This is a genomic window from Pedobacter sp. D749 (assembly GCF_019317285.1).
In the GTDB taxonomy this organism is placed as follows: Bacteria; Bacteroidota; Bacteroidia; order Sphingobacteriales; family Sphingobacteriaceae; genus Pedobacter.
Window position 1 is genome coordinate 1,843,155 of the sequence record NZ_CP079218.1, and the last position, 18,223, is coordinate 1,861,377.

14 protein-coding genes are annotated in these 18,223 nt (G+C 39.8%); 13 read left to right on the plus strand and 1 reads right to left on the minus strand.

The features are described from left to right. Positions 1-12 precede the first annotated feature (12 nt). On the plus strand, positions 13-840 hold the full coding sequence (locus KYH19_RS07390) for a hypothetical protein (RefSeq protein ID WP_219078165.1): 828 nt from the start codon (positions 13-15) through the stop codon (positions 838-840). 542 nt (positions 841-1,382) lie between these two features. Here KYH19_RS07390 and KYH19_RS07395 read toward each other — a convergent pair. Further along, positions 1,383-2,156, minus strand: coding sequence for an IclR family transcriptional regulator (locus KYH19_RS07395; RefSeq protein ID WP_121283377.1), 774 nt, complete (start codon positions 2,154-2,156; stop codon positions 1,383-1,385). A gap of 274 nt (positions 2,157-2,430) precedes the next feature. On the opposite strand from KYH19_RS07395, the gene KYH19_RS07400 reads away from it, so the two are divergent. The 12 genes from KYH19_RS07400 to KYH19_RS07455 all read left to right on the plus strand — a co-directional run bounded on the left by KYH19_RS07400 (position 2,431) and on the right by KYH19_RS07455 (position 18,028). After that, complete coding sequence (locus KYH19_RS07400; RefSeq protein WP_255562582.1) at positions 2,431-5,121, plus strand: glycoside hydrolase family 2 TIM barrel-domain containing protein; 2,691 nt, start codon at positions 2,431-2,433, stop codon at positions 5,119-5,121. A 174-nt stretch (positions 5,122-5,295) separates the two neighbouring features. After that, positions 5,296-6,456 (plus strand): ABC transporter substrate-binding protein, encoded by a 1,161-nt coding sequence (locus tag KYH19_RS07405; protein WP_219078166.1) that lies wholly within the window; start codon positions 5,296-5,298, stop codon positions 6,454-6,456. Beyond that, a complete protein-coding gene (locus KYH19_RS07410) occupies positions 6,453-7,604 on the plus strand; it encodes a CaiB/BaiF CoA-transferase family protein (protein WP_219078167.1) in 1,152 nt (383 codons plus the stop codon). Before KYH19_RS07405 ends, KYH19_RS07410 begins: the two co-directional genes overlap by 4 nt. Positions 7,605-7,746: 142 nt before the next feature. Beyond that, positions 7,747-8,910 (plus strand): CaiB/BaiF CoA-transferase family protein, encoded by a 1,164-nt coding sequence (locus tag KYH19_RS07415; RefSeq protein ID WP_219078168.1) that lies wholly within the window; start codon positions 7,747-7,749, stop codon positions 8,908-8,910. Beyond that, entirely contained in the window at positions 8,903-10,141 is a 1,239-nt protein-coding gene (locus KYH19_RS07420) for an extracellular solute-binding protein (RefSeq protein WP_219078169.1), read from the plus strand. Before KYH19_RS07415 ends, KYH19_RS07420 begins: the two co-directional genes overlap by 8 nt. After that, a complete protein-coding gene (locus KYH19_RS07425) occupies positions 10,138-11,220 on the plus strand; it encodes a Gfo/Idh/MocA family protein (RefSeq protein WP_219078170.1) in 1,083 nt (360 codons plus the stop codon). Before KYH19_RS07420 ends, KYH19_RS07425 begins: the two co-directional genes overlap by 4 nt. 274 nt (positions 11,221-11,494) lie before the next feature. After that, positions 11,495-11,938, plus strand: coding sequence for a MaoC/PaaZ C-terminal domain-containing protein (locus KYH19_RS07430; protein WP_132397207.1), 444 nt, complete (start codon positions 11,495-11,497; stop codon positions 11,936-11,938). Positions 11,939-12,106: 168 nt separating this feature from the next. Next, the gene (gene fucP / locus KYH19_RS07435) at positions 12,107-13,408 is read left to right on the plus strand and encodes an L-fucose:H+ symporter permease (protein ID WP_219078171.1); all 1,302 of its coding nucleotides are present in this window, start codon (positions 12,107-12,109) and stop codon (positions 13,406-13,408) included. A 129-nt stretch (positions 13,409-13,537) separates the two neighbouring features. Next, entirely contained in the window at positions 13,538-16,981 is a 3,444-nt protein-coding gene (locus KYH19_RS07440; protein ID WP_219078172.1) for a glycosyl hydrolase, read from the plus strand. 23 nt (positions 16,982-17,004) lie between these two features. After that, a complete protein-coding gene (locus KYH19_RS07445) occupies positions 17,005-17,397 on the plus strand; it encodes a hypothetical protein (RefSeq protein WP_219078173.1) in 393 nt (130 codons plus the stop codon). Between the two features lie 222 nt (positions 17,398-17,619). Continuing rightward, on the plus strand, positions 17,620-17,793 hold the full coding sequence (locus KYH19_RS07450; RefSeq protein WP_219078174.1) for a hypothetical protein: 174 nt from the start codon (positions 17,620-17,622) through the stop codon (positions 17,791-17,793). Positions 17,794-17,854: 61 nt separating this feature from the next. After that, complete coding sequence (locus KYH19_RS07455; RefSeq protein WP_193423197.1) at positions 17,855-18,028, plus strand: hypothetical protein; 174 nt, start codon at positions 17,855-17,857, stop codon at positions 18,026-18,028. The last annotated feature ends 195 nt before the right edge of the window (positions 18,029-18,223 follow it).

Genomic DNA, 18,223 nt, shown 5'->3' on the forward strand with positions numbered 1-18,223 from the left:
AACTAAAAAACGATGCTTAAGAAGTTGCTCTCCGTAACCCTGTTCGTGTTACTGTTTTTCCAGGCGTTATCCCAGCCATTTTCGCTTAAGTCCACAAATGGAACGAAACCTTTCAGGCTGGACATTTACTTTGGTACTGATGGTAAGGGCGCATTTGTCCAATATCATGGTCAGCAAGGCCTTATCGCTTTACAGCTAAAAACCTTAAGCAGCCAGGAAAAGTCAGCGCAATCCAAAATAACTTATGTATGGGATGAGGTGATTGGAGGAAAGGCAACCGGCAGTTACGGACTTACCCGGGAGGCTGGAAAATTATCAGGCGTATGGTACAAACGGGCTAAAGATGGCAGGCGGTTTCAGTTGGAGCAGATCATAGCACCCGGTGACGAAGCAAGAATTGACAAGTATCTTCTTCATGACGTACTGATTTCCTTCAGGCATACATCCGACAACCTGCTCACCCTCAGCTATAGCGATGGTAATACATTTAAAACCCAGCTTCCAGGATTTGATCATCCCGATCCCCAGCGGCATGGCACGATTGCCGATTACAATTTCGATGGTTTTGATGACGTTGCATTTTCTATACCAGACGCAGGCATGGGGGTTTACCGCACCTTCAGTATTTATCTGTACAATCCCAAATCGAAGCATTTTAGCATACTTGCTGAACCCAATGCACCCCAGGCAAAATGTTCCGGTCTTTGTGATGTGGTACTGGATAAAAAGAATCGGCTATTAATGTCCTCATGCCGGGGAGGGGCAACCTGGTGGAATGATATTTACAGTTTCTCCCATCACAATAAGCTCATTTGGTTAAGATCAACTAAACAGCAGTAAATATAGCCAGATTTTCTGGCAGGGATTCACCAAGCCAATCGATTAAGATCATATCCTTGCTATAAATTAGAAATCACTGTTCACGGATTTCATATCTGCGTCCATCCTTTTTATCTGTGGTTAAATTATTTTTGTTGATGCCAGATTTAAACCCGCTTTAATGTGTTCAATATTATTTGGAAAAGCTGGGTTCGGTGCTTTTAGGTTATGAAAGTCTTGCTCTCCCTCCATTCCTCGCTCCGGGACTTTCCGTTCTATCAGATTTATTTAACAAAACTCAGTTGTTTTTGGCTACACACTAAATCGCTCAATAGCTTACCTAGACAAAATCCCGCGTTAGGGATTGTAAGGGTTCAGTACCGATTAAGCATCTGTTTTTATTTAATTATGGTATGTTTGCTTGTTTCACAGGTTTCATCGGTACCGGAGCGAAGCGCAGCCCTGCAAAGCCCGGGCCCTTGCGCAGCTTGGGTAACGCCCAAATCAGTTGGCAGTTATATTAACGATTAGAAGGTCAAAGCCCCCTTCTAGGGGGTTGGGGGTTAAACCCCAATCCTTTGCTCAATCTTTTTAACGCATTTGTAGGCCTCGGCAAGGATCACATCGTTGGCAATCGTCTGATCTACATTTAGCGCATTTAACATTGAAATGGTTAAACAGGCAATAATGCCATTATTACTTGCTATACCAATGGGTACTGAAATATCGGTAACACCCGAAACCGAATCGCTATTTTTAAAATAAGAACCTGTTTGCTGAATATCCGTTAAAGAACTTAAGAAATCTTCTTGCTGAGGTTTGGCATATTTCTTGAAAATTGCGTTGTTTTTTAAGGTTGCTATACGCTCAGCTTCGGGCATATAGGCCAATAAAACCTTGCCCGATGCGGTTAATGGCAACGGAAATAAATTCCCTTCTTCAATGGAAAGTGCAATTGGACCAGGACTTTTGGCATGGATGATTACCATGACCTGGTTCATGTATAAAATACTCAAATGGCACGATTGGCGAATGGTATTAGCCAGTTCTTCCAACGGAAACTGTGCAGCTTTACGCAGCTCATCAATAGGTGAGTGCCGGTGTGAAAGATAAAAAAGCTTTAGCGATAGCCTGTACTTGCCCGAAACCTCATCGCGCAAAATGTAACCCCGACTTTCCAAACTCATCAACATCCTGTATATTTCGTTCGGTGTTTTCTCAATACCAATTGCAATTTCAGTTTGAGACAACGGGATAGATTGTGCTGATAAATATTCCAATATATCAAGTCCTTTATCCAAAGCGGGGGCCTGGTACTTCGATTCTTTTTCGTTCATACGGGTTTAAATTTGGCTGTAGCGTATTTTTTACAATTTCAAACATACAAAATGCTTTCTTATTTATACAACAGCAGATTTTGCATAATTTAAATACGAATATATGTTTTCATATTTAAAAAAAACATTTATATTTGAATTAGAGATAGTAATTTAAAGTTACGGAATTTAAAAGGCTTAATTCAAAAGAATTGATAATTTATTTCTCCAGGAATTATATCGCTGATAACCATTTATAAACCTAAGCAAACGCCGAAATGGTGTAGATTAAATGATGAGTAAACTCTTAATCTTTTCCTGGCTTTACCTGTTAAGCATTCCGCTTTTTGCACAAGATCTTAAGGTTGCTCAATTGGATGGTGAATATCGCAATAATCCGATTGGAATTGATGTACAATCGCCGGGTTTAAGTTGGGAAATACAATCATCAAAATTAGATGCATCGAGTCATTTTGAGGAACTCGTTCCAACTTTTCGGGGAAGCAATCCTAATGCAGAAGAAAAGCACACCTATAGTAGTGAGATTGCTTCTTACCATGCAATGAGGATCTCTCGTGTTTATGCCGTTCCTGAACCCCGCGCCAGAATTAGCTTCAACAAAGATTGGAAATTCTTCTTAGGTGATGAGCCAGATGCAAAATCATCCTCATTTAGCGACCTGAAATGGAGAAAACTCACTTTACCACACGATTGGAGCATTGAAGGTAAATTTGATGAGAAAAATCCAGCGAAACCTGAAGGTGGAGGTTTACCCACTGGCATTGGCTGGTATAGAAAGGAATTTACAGCACCGGCTAATTTTAAAAACAGACTAATTACCCTCGAATTCGATGGTGTATATAAAAACAGCGAGGTTTGGGTAAACGGACAATATCTGGGTAAAAGGCCTTATGGCTACAGCTCTTTTTCTTACGAGATCAGTAAGTTTTTAAAAGCTGGAAAAAATAGTATTGCGGTTAAGGTCGATAATGCTGCACAGCCAGATTCGCGTTGGTATTCCGGCTCAGGGATTTATAGAAATGTATGGCTAACCTCAGCTGCAGCAGTTTCAATAAAACGCAATGGTGTCTTTGTGAAAACTACTGTTATAAGTGGAGATAAAGGTCAAAGCATTGAAAACAGGATTTTATCTGCTGGTGAAAGCCTTGCATCAATCGCAGTTGATATCGAACTCGAAAATAAATTCAAAGCAAAGGGCAATTATAAAATCCTGACTACCATTTTCGATAACAAAGGATTGAAAATCGCGCAAAGGCAATGGCCGATGTCGGTTGATCAAAACAATTCTAAGTTGGTTACAAATGCTTTGGACATTGCAAATCCCAAATTATGGTCGGTTGAACGGCCGATTATGTATAAACTGGTTACAGCGATTATGCAAGCCGATGGAAAAATTATCGACAGTTATACCACGCCGTTTGGAATCCGCGATTTTAACTTCGATGCACAAAAAGGATTTTCATTAAACGGCAAAGCAATGAAAATTTTGGGTGTTTGCTTGCACCACGATTTAGGTGCTTTAGGCGCTGCAGTAAATGTGCGTGCAATGGAACGTCAATTAGAAATTATGAAAGCGATGGGGGTGAATGCCATCCGTACCGCTCATAATCCACCAGCTCCTGAATTTTTAGATCTATGCGACAAAATGGGCTTCCTGGTGATGGATGAAGCTTTTGATATGTGGGTGAAAAAGAAAACCAAAAACGATTACCACCTCAATTTTCCAGAATGGCACAAAAGCGATTTGGAGGAAATGATTAAACGCGATCGTAACCACCCATCTATTATTCTTTGGAGTATCGGTAATGAAATCCGTGAGCAGTTCGATAGTACAGGTGTGGCAATTACAAAAGAATTGGTGGGGATTGTTAAAAATCTGGACAAAACCCGTCCGGTAATTTCAGCACTAACCGAAACAAAAGCCGAAAAGAATTTTATCTACCAGGCCAATGTACTTGATATTTATGGATTAAACTACAACCATAAACTGTATAAAGATTTCCCTGAAAATTATCCGGGTGTTAAGTTTTTAGCAACAGAAACTACTTCCGCTTTAGCAACAAGGGGTTTTTACGATACAGCCGATACCATCCGCCGTTGGCCGAAAGATGGTAAAACCAAATTTACAGAAGGTAATAAAGAATGGTCGGCATCTGCTTACGATAATGTTTCGGCGTATTGGGGTTCTACACATGAAGAAACCTGGGCAGCAGCTAAAAAATACGATCATGTATCGGGTTTATTTGTTTGGACCGGTTTCGATTACCTTGGCGAGCCACTACCATATCCCTGGCCCGCCAGAAGTTCTTATTTTGGTATTGTCGATTTAGCAGGTTTCCCGAAAGACTCCTACTACATGTATCAAAGCGAATGGACGAACAAACCAGTATTGCACATTTTACCCCATTGGAACTGGAGGCAAGGAAAATTAGTTGAAGTTTGGGCATATTACAACAATGCAGATGAAGTAGAACTTTACCTGAATGGGAAATCCTTAGGTAAAAGATCAAAACAAGGCGATGATTTACATGTGCTTTGGAATGTGCCTTTTGAGCCCGGAACGTTAAAAGCGATATCACGCAAAAGCGGGAAAGATGTTTTAGTGCGAGAAGTTAAAACCGCAGGAGAGCCGGCAAAAATTGAATTAATAGCCGATCGGAAAAATATCAAAGCCGATGGTAAAGATCTGTCATTCGTTACTGTCCGCATTTTAGATGCTGCTGGAAATGTAGTGCCGGATGCTGATAATCTGGTTGATTTTAAACTAGATGGAGTTGGCTTTATTGCTGGCGTTGATAATGGCTTTCAGGCAAGTTTAGAGCCTTTCAAAGCCAATTACCGCAAGGCTTTTCATGGTTTATGTTTAGCTATAGTGCAGTCAACAGAAAAAACGGGAACAATAAAATTAACAGCTTCATCAGCTGGTTTGATGTCGTCTTCGATTATAATTAATAATGGAAAATAATTAATCTGTCGGTTGGTGTCTCACCGACCGAAACAAAAATTAACAACATGGTTGGTGAGACACCAACCATTAGAGGTAAAAAAACTTGATTCTATCGGTTGGTGTCTCACCAACCGAAAATAAGTAAAATAAAAACATGGTCGGTGGAGACACCAACCATTAGATGAAAATAAAGTGGAGAAGACGATTAATTTAAAAGGAATAACCTGGAACCACAGTCGTGGGCTTTTGCCAATGGTGGCTACGGCGCAGCGATTTTCGGAATTACACCCAAATGTAAACATCAGCTGGGAGAAAAGAAGTTTGCAGCAATTTGCCGATTTTTCAATCCAGGAATTGGCAGAACGATTTGATCTTTTGGTGATCGATCATCCCTGGGCAGGTTTTGCCGCAAAAACAAAATCAATTGTGCCTTTGGATCTTTACCTTTCTCCAGAATATTTAAAAGACCAGGAAGAAAATTCTGTTGGACAATCTTACGAGAGTTACTTCTATGATGACCATTTATGGGCCTTACCAATAGATGCGGCAACTCCTGTAGCCGTCTCAAGACCTGATTTACTTGCTGAAAAAGGGCTACAACTACCTCAATCTTTTGATGATTTATTGGAACTTGCCGATAAAGGTTTAGTCGCCTTTGCGGGCATTCCAATTGATGTTTTAATGAATTTTTATACGCTTTGCTGTTCCTTGGGAGAGGATCCTTGCCAAAATGATGAGGAAGTGGTTTCCACTGAAACAGGTGTTAAGGTTTTGAAAATGTACCGGGAATTGGCTTCAAAGATGGATAAAGCCAATTTCAACAGAAACCCCATTCAGGTGTATGAAGCAATGACTTTAAACGACGAAATTGCGTATTGCCCTTTCGCTTATGGCTACTCGAACTATTCGCGTAATGGTTATGCCCGCAAAACCTTGCATTTTCACGATATGATTTCTTTAGATGGTAAAACCAATCTGAGAAGCACATTAGGCGGAACGGGTTTAGCCATTTCTGCTAAATGCGAAGCATTAGAGATGGCTGCCAAGTATGTAACGTTTGTAGGTTCACCAGCTTGTCAATCCACTTTGTTCTTTGAAAGTGGTGGTCAACCCGGGCATTTGGCCGCCTGGAAAAACGAAGAAGTAAACCGCCAGAGTCATAATTATTTTCTGAATACCTTACCTGCCTTACAAAGAGCTTTTCTCCGCCCACGTTACCATGGTTCGATGTATTTTCAAGACCATGCAGGAGATGTGGTGCGTGATTATTTAATGAATGGAGGCGATGAAATCCAGGTTTTAACCGCCATGAATGAATTGTATCTGCAATCTAAAAGTTTAGTATTATCATGAACAAGCCGTTAGAAGGACTTTTGGTTTTAGAGTTTTGCCAGTTTCTGGCAGGACCATCGGCTGGTTTAAAACTGGCCGATTTAGGCGCACGTGTAATTAAAATCGAACGGCCCAAAACCGGCGACGCTTGCAGGCAACTATCCATTAAAAATCTTTTTATAGATGAAGATAGTTTACTTTTTCATACGATAAACCGAAATAAAGAGAGTTATGCTGCAGATTTAAAGAATCCTGAAGATTTAGAAAGATTAAAAAAACTAATCAGCAAAGCCGATGTAATGACACATAATTTCCGTCCTGGTGTGATGGAGAAAATTGGTCTGGATTATGAAACAGTTCGAAAGATGAACCCTAAAATTGTTTATGGTATGGTCACCGGTTATGGCAACGAAGGCCCGTGGAAAAACAAGCCAGGGCAGGATTTGTTGGTTCAATCTGTTTCAGGTCTTACTTTTTTATCAGGAGTTGACGTAGACGGACCTGTTCCATTTGGCCTTTCTGTTTCTGATATCATGTGTGGTAACCACTTGGCGCAAGGCATTATGGCCGCTTTAATCAAAAGAGCAAAAACAAATAAAAGTGTGTTGGTTGAGGTGAGTTTGTTGGAATCAATTTTAGATGTACAATTCGAGGTATTAACCACTTACTTAAATGATGGCGGTAAATTGCCCGATAGAAGCGGAGCAAAAGGAAGTGCGCACGCCTACTTAAGTGCACCATACGGCATGTACGAAACTTCCGATGGTTATATTGCAATGGCCATGGGCAACCTGCCGAATATCTGTGCAATTATTAATTGTGACATTGCCGATCTTTATGTAGAAGCAGGATCGGCCTTCGAAAACCGTGATAAGTTGATTGTTCGTTTGGCAGCAACGTTTAAAAAGGAAAATACAAAACATTGGGTTGATCTTTTGGAAAGTCACGGAATCTGGTGCGCTGAAGTATTGAATTATCAAACTGCTACAGCTATGAACACTTATAAAAGTTTACAGATTGAGCAGGAGTTAGATTTAGCTGATGGCAAAACAATAAAGACAACCGTGAGCCCGATCCGCTTGGATAACGAAAAGTTATTTGCTAGTAAAGCCGCACCAAAACTTGGGGAGAATACGTCAGAGATTAATAAAGAGTTTGAGTTAAAATAAAAAAACTAGTCGTCATTCCCGCGCAGGCGGGAATCTTAAAGCTTATTGCATTACGACTCCCAATCGAGTTGGGAATGACGACCGATAAAAGATTGCTTCGTGCCTCGCAATGACGTAGTGCGAAATTTAAACAAATAAAATTATGCTACCGCTTGAAGATTATTTAGTTATCGATTTCAGCCAGTTTCTTTCTGGCCCATCGGCAGGTTTACGTCTCGCCGACATGGGTGCGCGCGTAATCAAAATTGAGCGACTGGGTGTAGGTGATATCTGCCGCACACTTTATACTTCGAACCTGATTATGAATGGCGAATCGTCAGTTTTTCATGCCATCAACAGAAATAAAGAAAGCTTTGAAGTTGATTTAAAAAGCGAAGAAGATTGCGAAATGGTTCGCCAACTGCTAAAAAAGGCAGATGTAATGATACATAACTTCCGCCCGGGTGTGATGGAACGCTTGGGTTTCGATTATCAATCGGTTACCGCTTTAAATCCTGCAATTATTTATGGCGAAATATCAGGTTATGGAAGCACTACCGAATGGAAAAATAAACCAGGTCAGGATTTACTTTTACAATCGGTTACCGGCCTGACTTCTTTAACAGGAAATGCCGATAGCGGTCCTGTTGCCATGGGTCTATCCATTGTAGATATGCTGGCCGGCGCACATTTAGCACAAGGACTTTTAGCTTGTTTGTATCGAAAAGCCATAAAAAATGAAGGCGGATTGGTACAGGTTAGCATGATGGAATCGGCCTATGATTTTCAGTTCGAAACCATTACCACCTTTATGAATGATGGTGGAAGCTTACCCGAACGCTCAAAAAAGAACAATGCAAACGCGTATTTAGGTGCTCCTTATGGGATTTATCAAACAGAAAACGGATATTTAGCCCTGGCGATGGGTTCAATTCCACAGTTAGGCAATTTGCTTGGATGTGAGCAACTTGAAGATTACGTTGAAGTGAGCGAAGCATTTGATAAACGGGATGAGATTAAGGCTGTTTTAGCCGATCATCTTCTATCGGCCACCACCGAAAAATGGCTTTCCATACTGGAGCCGGCTGATATCTGGTGTGCCGATGTTTTAAACTGGAATGCGTTAATGGCACACGACGGTTTTAAGGTGTTGAACATGATCCAGGAAGTGGAAATGGCAGATGGTTACAAATATGAAACCACCAGATGCCCGATCCGTATTGATGGCGAATTGCTTACCTCATCAAAAGGCTCGCCTAAATTAGGACAGGATAATGAAAAAATTATCAAAGAATTTATAACACAGCATACAACTGCAAATGCATAACCAGATAGATACTTTCAGGATAGCTGTCCGTAAATTTGCCCCTTTTGAATCTGCCATGCAGAAATTTTGGGCACAATATTGTATGGTTTCGGGTTGCAAGCTGAAATTAGAAATGGTGGTGATGGATTTACCCGAGCTTTACGACAGTACCATTGCTCAAAAAGGTTTAGCCAAAGGCGATTTCGATATTGCACACATCAGCACCGATTGGGTTTTAGAAGGTTATACCAATCATGATTTTGAAGTTTTAAATCCTTACATCAACAAAAATAAACCCGACGATTTTCCGAGAGGGTGGAGCAAGTCGCTGCTAAGTTTACAGCGTTTTGGCTGGGAAGTAGTAGGGCTGCCTTTTCACGACGGGCCTGAATGTTTCATTTACCGCAAAGATCTTTTCGAAAACGAAACAGAAAAAGCCAACTATTTAACGCAATACGGGAAAATTTTAGACGTACCGAAAACCTGGGAAGATTTTCATCAGATCGCCAGGTTCTTTAACCGTCCTCAGGATAACCTTTACGGGAGTATCTTCGCCTGTTATCCTGATGGCCATAATACTGTTTTTGATTTTTGTTTACAATTGTGGACCAGAGGTGGAAGCCTGGTTGATCAACACGGCCATATCCAGATCAATAGCCAAGCGGCAATTGACGGGCTTAATTTCTACCGCACAATAGTGAACGACAAAACCGCTGTTCACCCAAAATCGGCACAATTCGAATCTGTTGCTGCAGGAATAGCCTTTTCACAAGGTGAAGCTGCAATGATGATTAATTGGTTTGGTTTTGCGGCCATGTGTGAAGTAGATACACATTCAAAAGTTAAAGGTAAGATTGATGTTGAACTGTTACCTTCAGCCATTCATGAAAAATCAGCTTCTTTAAACGTATACTGGCTTTACACCATTGCTAAGGGGAGTAAAAACAAAGATATCGCCTACGATTTTCTTCGTTTTGCATTAGATAAAGAACAAGACAAACAGCTCACCTTAGAAGGCGGAATTGGCTGTCGGATTTCAACCTGGAAGGATGAAGAAATCAATCAGGTAATTCCATACTATCATAAACTGGAAGCTTTACATGAGGTGGCCAATATGTTACCACAAAAAACCAATTGGGCTGCAATTGCAGCAATAATCGACCAGATGGTTTTGCAGGCCATAAATACAGATCAATCAACCGAAGAATTGATCCAGCTGGCGCAAAACCAAATTAATGAAATTGACAAATGAGCATTGACATCAAGTATAAACCAGAATTACCACAAAGCAAACAGCCCATAATCATCATAGGTGCAGGTGGCATAGTGGCCGATGCGCATCTCCCTGCTTATAAAATTGCAGGTTTTGAGGTTCACGGGATTGTAAACCGAACCAAAGAAAGGGCACAGAAACTGGCAGATACCTTCGGCATTCCGAACGTTTACAATTCGGTACCCGAGGCGGTAAAGCTGGCTCCTGCAAACGCAGTTTATGATTTAACCATCATGCCCGAACAATATATTGAAACGCTAAAACAGTTGCCCGATGGAAGTGCCGTACTGATCCAAAAACCAATGGGTGATGATTTTACGCAGGCTAAGGAAATCCTCGAATTGTGCCGGTCGAAAAACTTAAAGGCAGCTATAAATTTTCAATTGCGCTTTGCACCATTTGTTAGTGCTGCAAAATACCTCATCGATGAAGGATTAATAGGCGAACTGTACGATATGGAAGTTCGGGTGACGATTAAAACGCCCTGGGAGATTTTTCCTCACGTAATTATTCATCCGCGTTTGGAAATCCAGTACCATAGCATTCATTATGTAGATTTAATCCGTTCGTTTTTGGGTAATCCGGAAAGTATCCTGGCAAAAACATTAAAACATCCGGCTAAAAGTTTGTCATCATCCCGTTCTACCATTTTATTCGATTATGGCGATACCATGCATGCGGTAATTAACACCAACCATGATCACGATTTCGGTCCAAGCCACCAGGAAAGTTATATTAAATGGGAGGGAACCAAAGGTGCAATTGTAGCTAAAATTGGTTTACTTATGGATTATCCTCACGGTGTACCTGATGTTTTTGAATACTGTATTATAGAAGACGGAAAATCACCAAAATGGGAAATTGTAAAACTGGAAGGCTCCTGGTTTCCAGAAGCTTTTATTGGCACAATGGCCAATTTAATGCGTTATAACGAAGGTTCAAGCGATGTTTTACATACCAGTGTCGAGGATGTGATTCAAACCATGGCTGTGGTAGAAAGTGCGTATAAATCGAGTGATATTGGAGGCGTTAAAGTGATAGAACAATTAAATAACTAGTTAAATCATAATTGCGAGGCAGGGATTGAGCGAGCTGAAGCAATCTTATTTGGAAGTCATTAATATGTGGACGGATGCTATTTGCAATTTGAAGGGCCAAAGCACAAAAAGACGTTCTACTTAAATCCAGCCTAACAAATTTTTCGGAATGCATTGTCAAGGCCAACGCAATTCCTTTAAAAGAAAAATTTTAAGCTGGGAGTTTTGTTTCTTTTGCGGTCAAAAGAAAAAAGCCCGTCTGGCTAAGACAAAGAAAAATTATAAAAATATCAAAATGTATTTCAAATCAACATTTTTTGAAGATTATCAATTACAGGATAAACGTGTTACGCTAGGTCGCACAATAACAGAGACCGATTTTGTCGTTCACGCAGGTCATACCGGCGATTTCTTCCCGCACCACATGGATGCCGAATGGTGTGCAACACAACCGTTCAAACAAAGAATAGCCCACGGGACGATGATTTTCAGCATTGGAATCGGTTTAACCGCATCAGAAATCAATCCCGAGGCAATGAGTAAAGGTTACGATAAATTACGTTTTGTAAAACCGGTTTTCATTGGCGATACCATCCATTCAGAAATCACGATTGCTGAAAAAGGAGAGAGCAAAAGGCCGGAATATGGCACCGTAACTGAACACGTTGAGATCATTAACCAACACGGAGAGGTGGTATTGGTATGCGACCATCTTTTGGTGGTGAAAAAGGTTCATTAGTTCAATGGTCAATAGTTAATTGGTCTTGGCGCGTATAGCGACAGTCTTACCAGAGATCATTAAAACGATCGATACACATCAATGAACTATTGACTAATATAAAAATAAACTAACAAATGAACTAACGGCTAATGAACCAACAAACTATTAAACTAAACTAGTGAACCAATGACTAATGAACCAATAACCACACAACAAGAAATTGTAACCGGGGGCGGCTCCTCATCAGGAAAGAAGTATCTGTTACCTTTTATACTCGTAATCAGCTTGTTTTTCCTTTGGGGAATGGCGCATAACCTCGATTCGATTCTGATTCCACATTTAAAAAAAGCCTGTAATTTAAATAATAAACAATCAACGTTGATTGATACCTCTGTTTTCTTGGCTTATTTTTTAATGGCTATTCCAGCCGGAATGATTTTGAAAAAATGGGGATACAAAGCAACCATGATCTCAGGTTTGCTGGCTTTTGCTTTCGGTGCATTTTTGTTTGTTCCAGCTGCCAATAACTTGTCTTACATCACATTTTTGATCGCACTTTTCATCATTGGTTGCGGTTTAACCATGCTCGAAACTTCAGCAAATCCTTACGCTGCCGTATTGGGCGATCCTGCAAAAGCAACAAGCAGACTAAACCTTGCTGCATCTTTCAACGGACTGGCCGCAATGGTTGCACCAATGATTGGCGGATTGTTTATCCTGTCGGGTAAATCGCACACAAAAGAGGAACTGGCTGCAATGACCGAAGTTAGCCGAAATAACTACTTCCTTGAAGAGGCTGCGTCGGTGAAAACACCTTACATTACGCTTGGAATAGTGTTATTGGTTATAGCCGCAATCTTCTACTTTATTCATCTTCCGGAAATTAAAACGAAAAGCATTGATGGTGAGGCAAAGGGAAGCTTTTTCGGTTCGCTACGTCACAAACATTTAAAGTGGGCTGTTGTTGCTCAGTTCTTTTATGTTGGCGCGCAGGTTTGTGTTACCAGTTTTTTTATTAGAATGGCTCAGCAAGGCGGCGGGTTTGACGAGAAAACAGCTGCATCTTATCTGGCAATTTATGGGTTATTATTTACTGTTGGCCGCTTTGCAGGAACCGCGATTCTTCAGTTTGTGTCATCGAATAAGCTGCTCGCTATCTATGCGGTAATCTCTATTTTATTGTGTTTGGTAGCCATATTAGGCAAAGGATCTTACGTGGTTTATGCGCTGGGTGCAATAGGCTTTTTTATGTCAATTATGTTCCCAACCATTTTTGCATTAGGAATAGAGGGAATAGGCGACGATACCAAGCCAGGCTCTTCCTGGTTAATCATGTCGATTGTGGGCGGAGCCATTTTGCCATTTGGAATGGGAAGTTTAATCGATATGTATGGCGATAATATTCAGATCGGTTACAGCATTCCATTGGTGTGTTTTGTGGTTATTCTTTATTTCGGGTTAAGAGGGTATAAAATCGCACGAAAATAAATATAAATATATCGTTGTAAGTGATTTATAAAGTCTATCTCTACTTATATGTAAAGTAATCTGTTGAAGATAAAGCTTGTTTGGTGGTAAAAAACAACCCTCGGCATGAACATGAAATTTTTTAAAAAAATGAAATTGAGGTTTAGTAAAATTCTGGCATTTGTGCTGTTGTCAAGCTTTTTCCTGGTGTCAAATGCTGATGCACAACAAAATGAAAATGCTAAACCCTGGGTATTTTGGTATTGGGTTAAAGGAGCGGTATCCAGAGCAGGCATCACTGCCGACCTGGAAGCGATGAAATCAAATGGCATAGCGGGTGCTTACTTAATGAGTATCCAGGGCCCAGATAAAACACCGGTCTATTCGCCACCTGCAGTTCAGTTAACATCCGAATGGTGGAAAATGGTTGAATTTGCCATGACAGAAGCAAAACGGTTAGATCTGAAATTAGGTATGCATGTGAGTGATGGTTTCGCATTAGCAGGTGGACCGTGGATCACTCCAGAACTTTCCATGCAAAAAGTGGTATGGTCTAAGATAAATATCAGTAATTCAAATAGTAAAATTACTTTACCTCAACCAGAATCAAAAGAAAATTATTATAAGGATATAGCAGTTTATGCATATCCATCTCCCGTTGGTGAAAACCTCTCTACGACAACTGTTATTCCAAAAATTACTACAAGCAATGGAGCTGATGCCACGGGACTGGTTCAGCCAGGCAATAAGAAAAACTTTGGTTCAAATGAGCCATGTTATATTCAATATGAATTTGCAAAGCCCTTTACCTGCAGAACCATAAGCATTAAAGTCAGCGGAAATAATTATCAGGCGCAACGTTTGGCTCTCGAGGTAAGTGATGATGGGAAAAATTTCCGATCCATAGGTAGGTTGGAAGCCCCACGACATGGCTGGCAGGATATTGATGAAGATGTTACCCATTCCATTGTACCTACCACCGCTAAATTTTTCAGGTTTATTTATGATAAAAAGGGATCTGAACCAGGGGCAGAAGATCTGGATGCGGCCAAATGGAAGCCATCGTTAAAACTGGTCAATCTGGAGTTATCGTCAGAAGCGAAAATCAATCAGTTTGAAGGTAAAAACGGTTCAGTTTGGCGGGTGAGTAAAAGAAGTACCGACGCTGAAATTGCTAAGGATTTATGTGTGCCATTGAATAAAATTATAAATCTTACCAATAAATTAAATAAGGACGGAACTTTAAACTGGAAAGCGCCGACAGGCAATTGGACAATTTTAAGAATTGGCCATACTTCTACAGGACATACCAACGCAACTGGAGGCGGTGGAAAAGGATTGGAATGTGATAAATTTAATCCGGAAGCCGTAAAATTACAGTTCGAGAATTGGTATGGGGAGGCATTAAAGCATGGCGGACCAGAAATCGCTAAAAAAGTTTTAAGCGTTTTTCATGTAGACAGCTGGGAATGCGGCAGTCAGAATTGGTCACCGGTATTTAAAGCAGAATTTTTAAAGCGTAGGGGCTACGATTTAACAACTTATTTACCCATCATGACCGGATTGCCGGTAGAAAGCACTTCAGTTTCTGAAAATTTCCTTTATGATGTCAGAAAAACCATCTCTGAATTGGTGGTTGACCAGTTTTATAAAACGCTTGCTAAACTGGCAAAAGATCAGGGCGTGACTTTTACGGCTGAAAGTATCGCACCAACCATGATAAGTGATGGTTTAATGCATTACAAAACTGTCGACATCCCCATGGGTGAATTTTGGTTAAACAGCCCCACGCATGATAAACCGAACGATATGTTGGATGCCATTTCTGGCGCACATATTTATGGGAAAAATATTATCCAGGCCGAGGCTTTTACAACCGTCAGAATGGACTGGAATGAAAACCCGGCTAATATGAAAACGCTACAGGATCGTAATTATGCCTTAGGGATCAATAAATTGGTATATCACGTTTTTACACATAATCCCTGGACTGATCGGAAACCAGGAATGACTTTAGATGGGGTTGGCCTATATTTTCAACGCGACCAAACCTGGTGGAAAGCAGGAAAAGCATGGATAGAATATGCAGAACGTACTCAAAATTTACTTCAACAAGGTAAGCCTGTTGTTGATATAACCGTTTTTACGGGTGAGGAATTGCCACGCCGTTCCGTATTGCCTGATCGTTTGGTTGAAACCTTACCCGGCATTTTTGGCGCAGATGTAGTAGAAGCAGAGCAGAAACGCCTCGCAAATGTTGGTGAACCTTTAAGGCAAATCCCAGCTGGGGTCAGCCATTCTGCAAACATGGCCGATCCGGAAAATTGGGTAAACCCCTTACGTGGCTACGCTTATGATAGTTTTAATCCAGATGTATTAAATACCGCAACAGTAAAAGATGGTAATGTGGTTTTCGAAAGCGGTGCCTCATATAAAATTTTGATAATACCAGGCAACATGAAAATGAATCCGAATTATCAGTATATGAGTTATGGCACTGTTAAAAAACTGCTGGAATTGATTAAAGCTGGTGCTAAAGTAATTGTTGGAGATAAGCCATTGTATCAATTTGAAATTAAACAAGTTAACAAAAATATTTTTGATAGGATTGTAGAAGAGATCTGGGAAGGGAATTTCGAGTCTTATAAAAATAATGGTCGACCAGTTTATCAGAAGAAGCTGGGATTAGGTCAGGTTTTTAAAGCACCGTTCTACGGAGAAACTTTTGATGCCCTGGGTTTGGAAAGAGATTTGGATGTGAACGATGAAATAGATAATAAGGCGGGTAGAAGTTATGCAAAAGGTATAGGTTATGCACACAGAATTGATGGAGAAAAGGAGATTTATTTTATCACTAATCAGGAAAATAGAAAAAGAGAACTTTTTTTAACTTTAAGAAGGGGTGAAAAATCTGTACAGACTTATGATGCAGTCAGCAATACCTGGGTTAAACCAGATAAACTCAACAACACTATTGCCGGAACAAGATTAAATTTAACCATGTATCCAAATCAATCGATCTTTGTGGTTTTAGATACGCTGGGTGTTTATTTGCCCAATTCGCAAACTGAAGAAAAACAACTAAGGGAAGCGAAAGCAAAAAAGATCAAAAAAACTGACATTGATATCTCCAAATCATGGCAGGCAAAATTCGATACGGCGTATGCAGGCCCCTCAAAACCTGTTATTTTTAATGAATTAACCGATTGGATATTAAATGCAGATAGTTTGGTTAAATATTATTCAGGAACTGCTGTGTATAGCAAAAACTTCATCTTTAATGGAAGTCTTAAAGGTAAAATCTGGCTTGATTTGGGAGCGTTTTCCAGCATTGCAGAAGTTAAAATTAATGGAATAAACTGCGGCACTTTGTGGACTGCTCCGCATCGTTTAGAAATTAGCAAAGCCATCAAAAAAGGTGAAAATCAAATTACGATTGAAGTGACCAACACCTGGGCTAATCGTTTAATTGGAGATAGCAAACTGCCAGAAAATAAAAGAATTACCAAAACAACTGCACCTTTTCGCTTGGAAGGTAAACCTTTAAATTCTGCGGGATTATTAGGCCCGGTGGTAATACAAGTGGAAGAGTAATTGAGCATTAAATATTCAAATAAATGAAAAAGATAATTGTACTATTTCTTGTTTTGGTTCAAACTGTTGTTTTCGCACAACAAAATAAAGCAAAGGATAATTTTAATGTTCCGATCAGGTTAGAAAAGGGCGATTTAAATAAAGATGGTTTAACTGACAAAACCGTAATTACAATGGATACCATCGATGCATCCGTTCCCTTGAGATTGCAAATATTTTTTCAACAGCCCAATAAGAAATTTAAACTGGTTTTCTCTTCTACAGAAGTAATTGAACCCCAATATGTAAACGGCATACATACTAAGAATTCAATACCATATTTTTTTATTGAAAAAGGATATTTATTAATGAACTCCGAAAAAAATGATGTCCGCTTTGAACATAAATTCATTTATAAAAACGGAAGTTCCAATTGATTAAAATCTCCAGCGTAGTATATGATGGGCAAAATTCGACAACCGAGACGGTGTTTGATCTTGTATCTGGATTGAAAACAGCAACTACAACTCCGTTAGATTCCACAAAAGCGTCAAATAAGTACACAAACAAAATAATGATAAGGCCATTGCCCACGCTTCAGAATTTAAAATCCTTTGGTAATAAATTATACTGGTAAAATTCAATTAAACAGAAGAACAATGAAAAAGCTACTTCATATTAACAAATATTTTGTCTCTCAGGCTTTACTAATTCAGGTATTTATTGTTGCGATGCTTTTTCTAACAGGAAATTTAAAAGCACAGGATAAAGCTTTGGTGAATACATCAAATTCTCCATATGCCAAATACGTAGTTTCAATATGGCTGATATAGCCTGGACAAAAGGCTTTTGGGCCGATCGTTTTAAAGTAAAAACAGAAACCATGGTGCCGAAATGATGAGTCTGACCGGTAACGTAAAAATAGGAGAGCCAAACAACTGGAAAAATGTGTTGTACAGGCCGATTGAAGATAAAAATACAGCCACTGAAATAAAACTGGTACCATACTTTACCTGGGGAAACCGTGGCCATTCGGAAATGTCGGTTTGGTTGCCTGTGAGTAGATGATATTTATGTTTTACCATATAAGACATGTAAGAAAATATAAGGTTATAGCGATTAATAGTTATAAGGTAATAAACTAAGATGCGCTCAGGTGGTCGATAAATAAGAAACAAAAAATATACTATTGAGCTTATATGCAACTTAAATTTCTTATATGGTAACCAAAACTAGGGAGTCTTAAGTGATGAAAAATAATAA

What these genes read in the sequence shown, in the direction of transcription:
- KYH19_RS07390 (WP_219078165.1), top strand. Translation starts at nt 13, where the DNA reads ATGCTTAAGAAGTTGCTCTCCGTAACCCTGTTCGTGTTACTGTTTTTC.
- KYH19_RS07395 (WP_121283377.1), bottom strand. Translation starts at nt 2,156, where the DNA reads ATGAACGAAAAAGAATCGAAGTACCAGGCCCCCGCTTTGGATAAAGGA.
- KYH19_RS07400 (WP_255562582.1), top strand. Translation starts at nt 2,431, where the DNA reads ATGAGTAAACTCTTAATCTTTTCCTGGCTTTACCTGTTAAGCATTCCG.
- KYH19_RS07410 (WP_219078167.1), top strand. Translation starts at nt 6,453, where the DNA reads ATGAACAAGCCGTTAGAAGGACTTTTGGTTTTAGAGTTTTGCCAGTTT.
- KYH19_RS07415 (WP_219078168.1), top strand. Translation starts at nt 7,747, where the DNA reads ATGCTACCGCTTGAAGATTATTTAGTTATCGATTTCAGCCAGTTTCTT.
- KYH19_RS07420 (WP_219078169.1), top strand. Translation starts at nt 8,903, where the DNA reads ATGCATAACCAGATAGATACTTTCAGGATAGCTGTCCGTAAATTTGCC.
- KYH19_RS07425 (WP_219078170.1), top strand. Translation starts at nt 10,138, where the DNA reads ATGAGCATTGACATCAAGTATAAACCAGAATTACCACAAAGCAAACAG.
- KYH19_RS07430 (WP_132397207.1), top strand. Translation starts at nt 11,495, where the DNA reads ATGTATTTCAAATCAACATTTTTTGAAGATTATCAATTACAGGATAAA.
- fucP (WP_219078171.1), top strand. Translation starts at nt 12,107, where the DNA reads ATGACTAATGAACCAATAACCACACAACAAGAAATTGTAACCGGGGGC.
- KYH19_RS07440 (WP_219078172.1), top strand. Translation starts at nt 13,538, where the DNA reads ATGAAATTGAGGTTTAGTAAAATTCTGGCATTTGTGCTGTTGTCAAGC.
- KYH19_RS07445 (WP_219078173.1), top strand. Translation starts at nt 17,005, where the DNA reads ATGAAAAAGATAATTGTACTATTTCTTGTTTTGGTTCAAACTGTTGTT.
- KYH19_RS07450 (WP_219078174.1), top strand. Translation starts at nt 17,620, where the DNA reads ATGAAAAAGCTACTTCATATTAACAAATATTTTGTCTCTCAGGCTTTA.
- KYH19_RS07455 (WP_193423197.1), top strand. Translation starts at nt 17,855, where the DNA reads ATGATGAGTCTGACCGGTAACGTAAAAATAGGAGAGCCAAACAACTGG.